The organism is Fuerstiella marisgermanici (assembly GCF_001983935.1).
Taxonomy (GTDB): domain Bacteria; phylum Planctomycetota; class Planctomycetia; order Planctomycetales; family Planctomycetaceae; genus Fuerstiella; species Fuerstiella marisgermanici.
In genome coordinates, this window is record NZ_CP017641.1 from 4114290 (window position 1) to 4128120 (window position 13831).

The window sequence follows — 13831 nt, forward strand, 5'->3', positions numbered from 1 at the left end:
TTTTAGGTGCCGAACGCCGAAATTACAAGGTTTTCACCACGGAAACGCATTTCCGGCGGCGAATTGGGGAAATCAGGCAGAAGATTCCATCACTGTCGCAACACATCGTTCAAAATCCGCATAACGCGAGACGAATTGGCCTTCTTCAGAGGCAACAGCGTGATGCCTCGGGCTCGAGTTGTTCGAGACGCTTCGTCGAGCCGCTGAACAAGTGCTTTCACTTCGTCCAGCAATTCCTGTGGAGCCTTGATCACCAGCGAGTTCGTGTCAGCCTGCACTTCGACGGTCAACAACGGTGAGGACGCGGCCGCATTGATCTGACGCAGCACGGACGCCACGTTGGTCGGCACGCCTTTGGGGATGGCAATGTTACTGCGAGGCCCGCCCGACCGTTGCTCAGCCGAATAGACGCCCTGAATCACGTCTTCAACTCGAGCAGCACTGGCGTACTGCAACGGGACGACCTCCGTCTGAAACGATCGCCGCGTGTCTTCGTACTTTTCGGAATCCAAAATCTCCAGTAGCTGTTCAATGCGCGCACGATCCGCTCGACTGGCATACACAATCAACGCATTCAACCGCTCATCAGGAACCATCACTACGTTGCCAAAACTGAACAGCCCATTGCTGTCGTCAAAGACCTGCTGCAGCGTTGTCGACACGTCCACGGCTCCGGCATTCGTCAGTTGATACACACCGAAATCCTGATTGCGACCTCCGGCGCCCGGACGAGAATGGATCGCTCGCAGCAACGATTCCAACTGGTCCAAAGCTTCCGCATCGTCGGAAGCGATCGTGAGCCGCCCGTCTCCGGGAACAATCACAACGGCCGGTGGCTCTGTAGGCGCTTCTTTCGGCGACGATTCCGAAAGCGTTTTCTGTGAAGGTTCGGCTTCTGGTGAGCCTTCCGTCTTTGGCACAGAGGCTTCGGTTTCGGTCTGCTTTGAAGGTTCATCGCGCAGCGCGGTCAGCACGTGTCTTGAACTGCGAGCTTCAGCGTACTGGAAGTCCTGAGACGGAAGAGCGCGATTCATCGACGTGGCTTTGGGACGCATCACCTTGATGGGATTGCGACGTATCTTCGGCCACAGATCCTGAATCCTTTTGATGGTGTCATCCACATTGTCGCCCACGGGGATGATTCGCAGATTCGGATTGGACTTTTCGATGCCAGGCGCGCCGAGTCCCACTTCACCCATCTTCATCAACAGCGTCCTCATTTCCACCAGTTGAGTCTTCGACGCCTGCACCCAAAGCTGCTGCGTGTCATCGTCCGCATAAACAATCGGTTGATTGATCTCGTTGGGGTACCGGCTACTGATCAGGTTCTCGATCGCCATCTGAGCAGTAAACGGTTCCAGGTAGGTCAACTGAAACACGTCTGCCTCGCGAGGTTCCGGGCGGCCGAAGCGAGCGATCGCATCTTTCGTCAGCGTGTGGCCCGCCTGATTTGTGGTGACGAGCAGATTGCCGGTGGCCGCTTCGTGATGAACTTTCGAACCGGGATAACGTTCGACCAGCATGTCCTCCACAACCTGCCGCACTTGTTCCTCATCCAGGTCTTCGATCGGATAAACCTGCAACGTATACGCGGCGGCGCCATCTTTGGGGTCAAGGTCGGCCAGAGTTTGTTCGATCAGAATATGCTGATCAGGGCGAGCAATCGCGACGACCGCCTGGTTGACTTCGTCCAGCGACAGGCGAACTTCGTCCGTTCTTTCGAATAGATTTTCCAGCACTTCGACCACGGTTTCGCCGTCCGCCTGATTAAGGCGATACGTCTTTGGAGCGGGCCGGTCGGCCGACTGATCTTCCCCGTTCATCTGCTTTACAACGACATCGATGGTTTTGTGCTGCTCGGCGGTTGCCGTGGCCACCAGCACTCTGTCTCGCCGGTCTGTCACCAGCGTGGCTTCGGGAAACAAAGAACGCAGCGCGGTTTGAGCGGCGTCCGCATCACCGATGTTCATACGATAGGTTTTGGTTTCGACACCTTCGCCACCGATCTGAGACTGCGTCATCTGCTTCACGACAGTTTCAATGGTTTGATGCTGTTCGGGCGTCGCGGTGGCCACCAGAATTTTGTAACGCCGATCACTCACCAGCGTGGCGTCGGGGAACATCGATTGCAGAGCCGTTTGAGCAACATACGCGTCGCCAACGTTCATTGAATAGGTTCTTGTTTCGACACCTTTTCCACCAACCTGCGACACGGACATCTGCTGCACAACGGATTCGATCGTCTTGTGCTGTTCGGGCGTGGCAGTAGCCACTAACACCTGCCCCAGTCGGTCGGTCACCAGCGTCGCATCCGGAAACAAAGTTACCAGTGCTGTCTGAGCCGCAGTCGCATCGCCTCGGTTCATGCGAAACGTTTTCGTTTCCATGCCGGCAGTGATGCGTGACGCTGTGATCTCCTGAATCAGTGCAGCGATTTTCTCCTGCTCTTCCGGCGGAGCACTCACCAGAATCTCTGAACTTCGACGTTCAGCCGATATCAGCACGTCTTCTGAAACGAGTGGCTCCAGAGCCAACTTGACCGTAAAACCGTCCAGCGGCTGTACTCGGTAAACGGCTAAATCGCGTTTGATTTCTTCACCGGGCTCTCCGTCGAATTTCTTCATGATGTCGGCGATTAACGCGTGCTGATCTTCGCGAGCGACCGCAACCAATCGGCCAGTCCGTTCGTTCACTGATACTCGAACCGCATCGGTGCGAGTGAACAGGCTGGTCAGCACTGACTCCGCCTGCGCGGCCGAAACGTTTTCGACGCTGTACACAACAGCATAAGGAGCATTTCCAACAGTTCCGCCCGCCGCAATTTGCTTCGTAATGTTCTCAATCATCGCGTGCTGTTCAGGTGTCGCCGTGGCAACAATCAGCTTGCGTTCGGAATCCGTGACGATGGTGACGTCCGGGTAGAGTGCCAGCAACACTTCCTGAGCTTCGTCTGCGTTCGACCGGCCGACCAGGTACGTTTTCGTTTCGAGTTCACTGTTCGGTTTCAGGCTGGACGTGATCTGTTCGATGGTAGCTTTGACTTTCTGCTGCTGTTCCGGAAACGCTCGCACATACAACTTGCGCCCCGTCGCATCGACTGTGATATTCACATCTGCATCGATCAACGGTTGCAGCACTGTTTGCACGGCTGTCGGATCGGTGCCGCGGATGTCGTACACAACCAAAGCTTTTTCGGGAGTCGCCTTGCCCGCAGTCTGCAATTTCTGCAGAAGTTGTTCGACTCTCTCGTGGTCTTTTTCTGTCGCGACCACCGCAATCTGGTCCGGCATCGCGCCGCTGCTGATGGCCGCTGTCGGGACCGACTGAGCCAGCACGGTCGTTGCAGACGGGCCTGCGTCTTTGATTGAGTACAGTTTCAACGTGGTGTCGGGGGCAAATGGTTTTTCAGTCGTCAGTTGTTGCAGAGTGGCTTCGACCCTTTGATGTTCGTCGTCTGTCACCAAAGCCAGCAGTCGCTTGGAATCCTGAGTCACCGTGAACACAACCGTCGGTACAGCGGTGGCCACCACCGTTTGAGCCTGAGGGCCGCCAGCAGATTCGATGTCGTAAAATTTCAGAGTGCGTTTTGCTGTGGCGGCGGGCGATTCGGCCAGTTGCGTCAGCGTGGTTTGAATCTTCGTTTTAGTCTCACCATCCACCAAAGCCACTACAGACTTGCCATCCTGTGCCGTAATGAACGAAACGTCAGGCACCAATTGACTAAGAACGGCCATCGCGTTGGAGAGTTCCACATCGGTCACGTCAAACGTTTCGACGCGGCGGTCCACTTCAGGCTTCTGCAAACCTTTTGCGATACGTTCGATAATGGCGTGTTCGTGAGGCATTGCCCATGTCAGCAGTTTGTCGCCAGCGAAGACGGCCTGTGCATTCGGCGTGGCTTCTCTCATCACGCGCAAGACGCCGATCATGTTTTTAGACGAAACACGATACTCTTTAAATTCCGCCGCATCGGCACCTTGCTTAGACATGGCTTCGACGGTCTCGCGAATGGCGGCCTGATCTTCGGCCGTCGCCAGTGCCGTCATCGTTTGAGCGATCGGGTCCAGCACAAAGGTCGCGTTGGGAAAAGCGTTTTCGAAGAATTGCTGTTCAGTCGCACTCTTACTGTGCGAGGTCGGATAAGTGACGGCCGTACGCTTTTGCAATGGCGTCGAAGCAGACTGCAAAGAATCCAGCAACGCGGCCACCTGCTGCTGCTGTTCCAGACGAGCTCGCACGATGAATGTCTGCCCCGTCGTGTCATGAATCACGGTCGCTCGCGGGACTTCCGTGTTCAGCAACTGCAGCGCACTCACCGCATCAACGCCGTTAACGGGGTACACCATTAACTTGATTTCCGTTTCGCCGTCGACGTCACTGTCGAGTTGCTGAATGGCGGAGCGGATCGTTTCATGAACCTCTGGTTTGGCATGGATCAATAGCCGCGACGCCACCGCGTCCGTCGTGATTTTCACATCGGGAAACAGTTCCGCCAACACCGTAGACACGCTCGCGACGTCGATTTTAGTGATCGGGTAGACCACCAGCCGAGGTTGCTCTTCCGGCGGCACGTCGCGTTGCAGTTGTGTCAGCACCTCAGCCACGATCTCATGTTGCGAAGGAGTGGCCCAGACTGTCATTTCTCCCGGTTGAGCGTCCGTCAAGACCTGCAGGCCAGGCAGTTCCGTTGTCAGGCTGGCCAGCACGGCGGTGAATCTTGTTCGCTGTTTCGCGGTGACATCGTAAATCTTCAGACACCGCTTTTCGTCCGCCGGCGCAGTTGCTTCCAGTTTGGCCAGAGTAGATACGACAACGGCGTGATCAGCTTTGCTGCCGACGACGGAAAGCCGATCGGCTGCGGCTTCAAACGTCACCGTCGCAGTCGGCAGCATGGCCGTCAGCACGGCCGCTGCGTTGGTTCCTGAGGCCTTTTTGAGCGTGTAAAACTGAAGATCTGGTAGCTCGCCGCCCCCGTCCTGAGACACCTGGGCCAAAGCCGCGGCGATCGCTTCGTGATCTTTCGGAGTGGCCGTGATCAATAACCGACGGTTGGCCGTGTCTGATGTCACCGTCGCTGAAGGCGTTAGACCAGCCAGCAACGCAATCGCTGTGTCGGCGTTGACTTTCGGATTCAGCGGATACGATTTTAGCTCTCCTGGGTGAACACCGGCTGCCTGGGGTTCCAGTTGCAGCAGCAATTCGCGAATCGCCTGATGATCGGTCAGCGTTCCGATCGCGATCAGACTGCTGGTACGCGTGTCCAGAGTAATACGTGCATCCGGCAGTAACGCGGTGACCAGACTTTGAGCGGTCGCTGGAGCAATGTCTTTTAGCGGATAGACCTCCAGTTGCGTGCGTCCGTCGTTGGGCTGTTGAGCCATCATTTCTTCCAGCGACTTCGCGATGTGCAGCTGGTCGGCCTGATTGGCCCATGCCACCAGTTTGCGGCTGGCTTCGTCGTAACGAAACTGAGCGTCGGGTGCGATCAGCTTCAGCGTTGCCAGTACTTCGACCGAATCGGACGGCCGCGCAGAATACATCTTCAGCACCGGCTGCTTGTCCGGTCCCTGGTTGGATTCCAGTTGCTGAATGATAATTTTCGCTTTGGCCTGTTCATCCGGAATCGCGTTGACGGAAATCTGGCTGGCAGCGGCATCGACGACCAGAGTTCCTTCGATGATGGTCTTCAGAACTTCACCCGCCTGTTCCGGGTTGGCATGCTTGATGGGGTACACGACCAGTTGAGGTTTCGGTGGCGGGCCCGTCGGCGTTGCGGGAACTGCGGGGATCGGAACCTGCTGCACAACATTTTGAATCGTGCGAACGCTGGCGGCGGAATCCACTACTAACAACTGTTGAGTGGCCGTCAACACTTCCGCTTTTCCATACGTGCCCAGCAACGGCTTGATTTCCGCCAGCACCGTTTCTGCAGGTCGCCCCTGCATCGGAATCAGCACACTGACAAATTCGAACCGACCACGAGCATCCAGCTCGTCCACGGTGACTCGCGGAATCGCGTTGTCCGGCAGCCCCTCCTTCAGGTTCAGGCACATCAACATGCGTTCGCGGCGAACCAGCGTGTACCCCTTGGTCATCAACCACCCGTTTAGCAGGTCGACCGCTTCCGTCGGCGTGTATTCCTTGGTGTCGGAATAGTTAAATGTTCCGGGCGGCGGTGCGTCCATCACCAAAGACAATCCGGCTTCGTCCGCGACCCAGTCCAGAACAGCCGTCCACTTCTGAAAACGAAAGTTGAACTTCAGTCGCGGCTCAGGCGCTGCGTCTTTCACGAATGCGGAACGCTGCGGCTCGGTCAGTACGGCGGCCAGTTCCGTCATGGCTTTGGCCATCACGCCAGCTTTGGCGGCTTCATCCGCAGTCGCCAGAGCCGCGTCGCGTTTGGAAATGATCTCAGCAATCGCCGCCTTCTGTTCGGCCGACAATCCCAACGTGGCCGCTGTGGCAGGATCGGCCAGTCGACCGTAGTCGACCGCCTCCGCTTCCGCCTGCGCGGCGAAAGCCTGACATCGTGGGGCGACGGAAGCGCACAGCAGGATAACGGCAATGACGATTGTGCAGCGCTGTGTGGTGGTCACAACAGGCAGGCGCATCTGTCGGAAAATGGTGAGCATTTTGCTTTTTTCGGTACGGCGGGAAGGCGTCCAGGAAGGAGCGGAGGCAGGCAAACGCCACGCCAACCGCGGACTGGTAGGTATTCAGCAGGATACCTCATAGACCACCGTCGCTCCAGCACTTTCTATGGCGCGTTCGCCAGTCAAAAGTGCTTCGCGCTCATGCGCCCCTATCGTCGACCAGTCACCCATAGGGATTGTCGGCGCAGCGAAACTGGATTTCATCCAGCGAATTTCGCTGACTTGTGGCCGCGGAACAAGCGTTTCAGACGATGAAGGCTGTGCCCCACGAACCTGAACCGTCCACAACAAGAGGCGGACTGCTCTAATCCCGAGAACCCGGCGTCACCTTCATTGTGACGTCTTTACCATCGCGTTTCACGACGATCTCGACCTCCTGCCCGATCTTTAAAGCTTCGATCGCATACGTGTAGTCGTAGATATTCTCGATCGCCTTTCCAGCCAGTTTGATGATCGCATCGCCACCCTTGACGCCCGCTTTATCGGCCGGCCCGCCCTTGGCAACTCCCGAAAGCATGACGCCCGTAACGTCAGATTCTGCATAGTCCGGAATCGTGCCCAGGTACGCTCGCAGATTCGCGCGACGCTGCCCGTCTTCCGGCTTCGTCTGCATGACATAATTAGGCGACTTGCGGCGGTTGATCAGGTCGCGACAGACAAGGTTCATGAACCGGGCAATCTTTGAGATACCTTCGTAGTTTAATTTCTCTGGCGTATCTCGAGGCGTGTGATATTCGCCGTGGCTGCCGGTGAACGCCGAAAGGATTGGTACACCGTGAAGGAAGAACACGCTGGCGTCGGTCGGGATGTAGCTGTCATTTTGCAGAGTGACCGGCAGCCCCAAAGGCACGTTGGCTTTCTCCACAATTTGTTGCCAGTCGCCTGACGATCCAATCCCCTGCAGCACCAACTTTTCCTGCATGCGTCCCACCATGTCCATGTTCAGGCACGCTGCAATGTACAAATGAAGACCGCCCGTATTCGGCCCGGACTCAGCATCCGTTTTCTCTTTGTCCGTTTCTTCAGTGGACTCGTCGGCTGGAGCGTCCGCTTTGTCAGCCTGCTTTTCTTCGGGCGTCAACGCAGCCGCGTGTTGAGAGAACATGGTTTCCAGTTCTTTGACATAGTGACTGGAACCCAGCAGCCCGAGTTCTTCGCCCGACCATGCGGCGAAGATAACATCGCGGGTGCCTTCCAGCTTGCCCGCGTCTTTGGCAGACGCCATCGCTTCGGCCATTTGCAGCATCGCAGCAACGCCCGACGCGTTGTCGTCCGCTCCAAAGTGAATATTCGACGCTTCGTCGCCTCGAGCGAGCGAATTGGTATTTGGCCCGGCACCGAGGTGATCGATGTGAGCACCCACGACGACAATCTCGTGAGCCGGAACGTCCTGCACCTGAAGTCGGCCCAGCACATTGCGACCGGTCTTCTTCTCCTGCTGAATGTCGATACTCGCGGACAGCTTCAGAGACTTCAATGGGAATCCCATCGCCGGTTCGCCATTGTCCATTTTCTTCTGAATAGCTGCCAGGTCTTTACCCGCGTCTTTGAACCACGCCGTTGCGACTTCGTCTGAAACACTTAGCACAGCCAGACTAGTTCCGGCCAGCGAACCATCAAACTGCATCGGCACCAGTTGGTTTTTCACACCGGATGTCGGACCGCTCATCACGATCAATCCGCGAGCTCCCATGTCGCGAGCCTTCATCGCCTTGAAGCGAAGACTGCTAAAGCTGTTCAGATACTGTCGGCGTTCCGCATTGATGTCTTCCGGCATGAAACGGAAGCAAACGACCCACTTATCTTTGACGTCCAAATGAACAAACGAATCGTATTCTTCAAAGCCGTCGCCCGCCGGTGCCTGAATACCGTAGCCCGCGAACACAACGTCGGCCGCTTCGAAGTCGCCCGTCTTCGAAAACACGAGCGGTCGCCAGTCTTTGTGAAGTTCGTAAGACGTCTCACCCGCCTGCAGCTTATTGTTGTCGCCTGCCGACACACCGGACGTGAATTCGAATTCCTGAAACCACGATCCGTCGTCCCCGGCCGGTTCCAGCCCTAACGTCTCCAGATACAGTGCGACATAATTCGTCGCCAGTTTTTCGCCTTTCGTACCAGTCAAACGTCCCTGCAATTGTGGACGGCAGAGGTATTCCACATGTCGAACGGCGTCCGCCGGCGCGAAGTCCTGCCGCGCGCCGGGAGCTCGACCAGCCGCCGACTTTGACGCCATTTGAGGCTGTTCAGTTTCTGACTTCGATTCCAGCCCGAGCAACTTCAGCGCTTGTTTGTGATCCCATTCCGCAATAAAGATCTGCGACTGATTGTTCGTTGTGCGATTCGTCGTCCACGACAGCTGAGTGCCATCCGGCGTGAAGACGGGCAAACCGTCGAAGCCAGCCGTGTAGGTGACTCGCACCGGCTCTTTCTGCCCTTCGCGATCCACGATGTACAGTTCGAAATTCGCGAAGCCGTGTTTGTTGGTCGTAAAGATCAAATAGTCGCCGGACGGATGGTAGTACGGCGCCCACGACATGGTTTCCAGATGAGTCAGCTGCTTTTGGTTCTCGCCAGTGACGTCCATCGTCATGATTTCAGCCGTGGCTCCGTTTTCGGAAAACCGACGCCAGCAGATGTGTTTGCCATCAGGCGAAAAGAATGGACCGCCATCGTAGCCGGGCGTCTTCGTCAGGCGACGCACGTTGCTGCCGTCTGAGTTCATCAGATAGATTTCGCTGGCCCACGCCGGATCCTGCTCAAACATTTTTTGTTGTTTGTCCGTCAGCTTTTCTTGGTAAGCCGACCGATTGGACGCAAAGGCAATCAGCTTGCCGTCCGGCGACCAAGAACCTTCAGCGTCGTAGCCTTTTGCATCAGTCAGGTTCTTATATTCTTTGGTTTTCAGATCGTATTCGTAGATATCGTAGAAGGCGTCGTAGTCCCACGAATAGCGGCGTTCTTTGCCCGATTCCCGCCGAGCGATCTCGTCTGCCTGCTCCTGTTTTGCGTCAGGGTCGTCCTGAGTCGACGCGTACAGAACCTTCTCGCCGTCTGGATGAATCCACGCACACGTCGTCTTGCCGTGGCCGGGCGAGATCAATTCGGTATCGCCGGTGTCTCTGTTCAAAAGGTAAATCTGAAAGAAGGGGTTTCCATCGTACCGTTCGCTCTGAAACACCATTTGCCGCCCGTCTGCGCTGAAGTAGCCTTCCCCCGCACGGCGACCTTCGTACGTGAGCTGTCGCGTTCGCCTTAACAGCTGGCCTTCCTGCTTTGCCGCGGCGGCCGGATCCGTTGCAGTGATGTCGTCCTGTTCCTGAGCCACCGCGAACGGCAACAGTGACGAACAGACGAAGCACAAGACGACGCTTTTGATTGCGGATCTAAAATTCACCTGAGGAACTCCGGTGGGGTGGGAATGTCGGGAACCGTGGACACCGCCAATAAAGAAGCGGGGAGGGCTGCCGGATTATAAGCGTCCGCCGTCCGCTTTCTAGCGCAGCGTGCTGAAGTCAGACCTCTCGCCTGCTGCAGGCCGTCTCGCCCCAACTCTGAGACCACTATGGCGTGCATTTGAATTGCAGCGACCGACTTCTAATATGTTATTTCGTTCAAGCTAATCCGTCCGTTTCCATGCAAAGACACTGGCTCGCCCGATGATCGACATTCCTGTAATCCGCTGGGGAAAACCTTACGAATCGCTCGAAAAAGCAGATGTCGTCCACTTCGAAACCGGTGAAGTGATGGCTCAAATGCACCAGGCGAATGCAGGCCTGGTCAAGATGGACATGCGCAAGTCCGCGAAGGCCCGCGAAGCTTTGCGAGCCTTCACGCCGGAAGAACTGATCGCCATGTGTGCGAAGGCGGCTGATCTGTTTCTGGAAGCCGAACTGCCACTTGGCAATGGGACTCAAACGCCCGACCAGTTCTGCGAAATCCAGTCAGCCACCACCGGCCTGCCGCTGAACATGGCGAAAGGCAACATGGGCAAGATCGCGTTCGTCCTGAAGAACATGGGCGCCACTTTGGATGCTCTGACGCGCGGGCTGCCTCTGGAAATTCTGCACAAAGGCTACGGCATGGAAAGCCGCGGCGTGATGGTCAGCTATCAGTCGACCACGGACACAATTGGACTTGTGCTGCCGTCAAATTCGCCCGGCGTGCATACGCTGTGGCTGCCCGCGATTCCGCTGCAGGTGGGACTCGTGCTGAAACCAGGTTCGTCCGAACCATGGACGCCGTACCGCATGTACGAAGCCTTCGCGGCGGCCGGTGTGCCTCGCGAAGCCTTCTGCTTGTATCCAGGTCCGCACGACGTCGGCAACGCCGTGCTGGAAAAATGCGAACGAGCCATGATTTTCGGCGGCGCGGCGACAGTCGAAAAGTATGCCGGCGATTCGCGTGTCCAGGCGCACGGACCAGGCTTCAGTAAAATTCTGCTCGGCGACGACGTGGTCGATCGCTGGGAAGACTACCTGGACCTGATGGTCAACAGTGTTCTGATCAACGGTGGCCGAAGCTGCATCAACTGTTCAGGCATCTGGGCATCGCGGCACACAGAAGAAATTGCCGACGCAATCGCCAAAAAACTCGGCCCAATCCAGGCACTGCCCACCACCGATCCCGACGCCGCCCTGGCCGCCTTCACCATGGAAGGCGCGGCGGAAGCGATGAACAACATGATCGAAGACGGTTGCAAATCACCGGCCGTCACCGAAGTCACGGCGAAGTATCGCGAAGGCGACCGGTTGATTCAAAAAGAACGCTGCGACTACCTGCGACCGACCGTGCTGCACGTCAGCGATTGCGACGATGAAATGGCGAACACGGAATTCATGTTTCCATTCGTATCAGTCACACAGTGTCCTCAGGATCAGATGCTGAAAAAAATCGGCCCCACCCTGGTCGGCACCGCGATCACTGAAGACGAAGCGTGGACTCGGCAACTGGTGGATGCTCGCCACATTGACCGCCTGAATGTCGGCCCGGTTCCGACGTATGCGTTAAACTGGCTGCAGCCGCACGAAGGCAACATCATCGACTTCCTGTACCGAAACCGAGCCTTCCAAAACAGCCCACCTCCGGCGCATTAAGAACGGCCGTAAAACAGGAAACGCTTCAGAAGGCCGTGGCCGCAAGTCTGCTGACTGTGCTGCCGAACGGTCGGCATTCGTCAGAATGGAACGGTATCACCCTCACGTTCCGTTCCATGAAGCAACGTTCCCGCAAGCGTCGGCAAGGCTTCCGCTGCGAGTCTACTTTTTCTGTTTGGAACTCTTCTTCGAAACCAGCTCAATCTTGCCGAGGTCGTTGGGTTCACCATCGACCACGGTGATTTTGAACTTCGACGTTTTCGGGTCAGAATACGCGCCGCCCAGTTGATCCGGCCCGCCATAGTTAGCCGCCAGCAGATTCATTTTCCCCCAAACAAACGTCAACGCGTACTCACCGGCAGGCACGCCGTCGCCTGACTTGTAGGTCGAGATTTCAAACTTCCCGTCTTCGCCCGTTAGGGCGGTGGAAATCGTTGGGTGACTCGAATCAATGCCACCCAGATTGTGACATTCCACCTTCAATGGTGACGCTGCGGGGACGGGAACTCCGTCAACAAACACCTGACCGGTCAATGCCGACGTCTGTTTCATGAATGGTTGTTCCGGCCCCGAACAACCGCCAAGTGAAATTGCGCACGTGACAAACAGTAGCCCCAGCCAGGCTTGTTTCTGAGTTGCGGGCGTAAGACAACCAGCTTGTGAACCGAACAACATGATCAACCTTTTCTGAATTAGCGAAGGACGCATGCATGCGAAAGGCAGGCGAGCGACCAGACGAAGACACGTCCGCCGGTCGCTCGGAAGCGTGGCGGGCTCAGGATGCGGAGACAATGCTCAAAGGCATCTAGAACTCGCCGAGGATCTCGCCTTTGCCGATTGTCACCAAAGCTGCAAAGTTTCCGGCGTCGATATTCGCACTCAAAAACCGCACGGAACCGTCACACAGCAGCACCTGAGCACCGCCGGTGTGGAAGCTGTACAATCCAGCACCTCGCGCGTTTGAGCAGTTGATGGGGCAGGGGCCGCCACTGGGTGCAAACGGCGAAGGCGTGCCGTCATAGAGGGCTCCCGCGATCCAGTGTTCGCCGTTAAGAATGTCTCCCCAGCCACCACCGTTTGTGCCGCCCAATGCAGCCGTCCACGCCGTATTGATCTGGCCGCGACTGTCCAGAATTGCATTTCCGCCGACACGTTCGCCAATAGCAATTGTGTTCGACGTGCCGTCGGTGATGTCACGCATTCGAGTGATTGAACCGCTGGGCTGCCCCGACGACGGGTCCACTCCCACAGAAGACAGCGCTCCGCCGCGCTGGCCACCCGCGTTGCCGGCATACGCAATGTCGGCAAAACCGGATCGCACCCCATTGGTCGTAATATAATCGGTGCGTGCCGTGGTATACGTGATCGGAAATCCGGCCGGTGTCAGGTCGTAGTCATGCACCGTCTCGCTGGCGGTCGACGGGCAAAGGTAAACGGCAATTGGTGTTTTGATCACATCCAGATTTTGCTGAATCGCGGATGCTGGCCCCATCCCGAATGCGGCAGCTTCGTTAAACGGAGGAATGCTCGAGTTCCAGTTATTCCAGAGTGCCCCTTGCTCAAGGTGCGGCAGAATCTGTATGCCCCAGACGGACGCGTTGAAATCTGATCCCAGCATCCACGCAAATGGAAACGAGTTTGAAACGTCATGGTAGTTGTGCAGCGCGAGTCCGATCTGTTTTAGATTATTTTTGCACTGCGTTCTGCGAGCCGCCTCGCGAGCCTGCTGCACGGCGGGCAAAAGCAAAGCGATCAAGATCGCGATGATTGCAATCACAACCAGGAGCTCGATCAACGTGAAAGCGCGATTTCGCGCACGCGACATCTGCAATGGACGCATAAAGTTTTCTCCCCAGAAAAGAGCGGACTAATAACAGGGGTCAAAGAATTGCCAGGAAAACACTTCTCAAATTGTAGTTCACGAGAACGCACAACAACAATCAAAAAGGTGAACCACGCAACGTTGGCATGGCAGATTGTTTAGAACCCCTAACAAAACCGGTGTGAGCCGCGACGTTTGTGGTTTCGTTTCAGGCAAGAAGTGAGGAGGAGGCGACAAATGTCGTCGACGACGAACGACGCCGC

General features: G+C 56.5%; 5 protein-coding genes. 1 reads left to right on the plus strand and 4 read right to left on the minus strand.

Annotation, left to right across the window (positions count from 1 at the left end; translation table 11 throughout):
- Positions 1 to 89 precede the first annotated feature (89 nt).
- Together Fuma_RS15415 and Fuma_RS15420 are read right to left on the minus strand one after the other, a co-directional pair.
- Positions 90 to 6632, minus strand: coding sequence for a secretin N-terminal domain-containing protein (locus Fuma_RS15415; protein ID WP_083732076.1), 6543 nt, complete (start codon positions 6630 to 6632; stop codon positions 90 to 92).
- A 325-nt stretch (positions 6633 to 6957) separates the two neighbouring features.
- Positions 6958 to 10047 carry a M28 family peptidase gene (locus Fuma_RS15420; protein ID WP_077024910.1) on the minus strand — a complete coding sequence of 1030 codons (3090 nt, stop codon included), beginning with the start codon at positions 10045 to 10047 and terminating at the stop codon, positions 6958 to 6960.
- 262 nt (positions 10048 to 10309) lie between these two features.
- On the opposite strand from Fuma_RS15420, the gene Fuma_RS15425 reads away from it, so the two are divergent.
- Positions 10310 to 11746 carry an aldehyde dehydrogenase family protein gene (locus tag Fuma_RS15425; RefSeq protein ID WP_077024911.1) on the plus strand — a complete coding sequence of 479 codons (1437 nt, stop codon included), beginning with the start codon at positions 10310 to 10312 and terminating at the stop codon, positions 11744 to 11746.
- 162 nt (positions 11747 to 11908) lie between these two features.
- On the opposite strand, the gene Fuma_RS15430 is transcribed toward Fuma_RS15425, so the two are convergent.
- Together Fuma_RS15430 and Fuma_RS15435 are read right to left on the minus strand one after the other, a co-directional pair.
- Positions 11909 to 12298, minus strand: coding sequence for a hypothetical protein (locus Fuma_RS15430; RefSeq protein ID WP_145944200.1), 390 nt, complete (start codon positions 12296 to 12298; stop codon positions 11909 to 11911).
- Positions 12299 to 12551: 253 nt separating this feature from the next.
- On the minus strand, positions 12552 to 13586 hold the full coding sequence (locus Fuma_RS15435) for a DUF1559 domain-containing protein (protein ID WP_077024913.1): 1035 nt from the start codon (positions 13584 to 13586) through the stop codon (positions 12552 to 12554).
- Positions 13587 to 13831 lie beyond the last annotated feature (245 nt).

Bases quoted from the DNA above. Each gene is read 5' to 3' on its own strand.
- Fuma_RS15435 (WP_077024913.1), bottom strand. From the start codon at position 13,586: ATGCGTCCATTGCAGATGTCGCGTGCGCGAAATCGCGCTTTCACGTTG.
- Fuma_RS15415 (WP_083732076.1), bottom strand. From the start codon at position 6,632: ATGCTCACCATTTTCCGACAGATGCGCCTGCCTGTTGTGACCACCACA.
- Fuma_RS15425 (WP_077024911.1), top strand. From the start codon at position 10,310: ATGATCGACATTCCTGTAATCCGCTGGGGAAAACCTTACGAATCGCTC.
- Fuma_RS15430 (WP_145944200.1), bottom strand. From the start codon at position 12,298: ATGAAACAGACGTCGGCATTGACCGGTCAGGTGTTTGTTGACGGAGTT.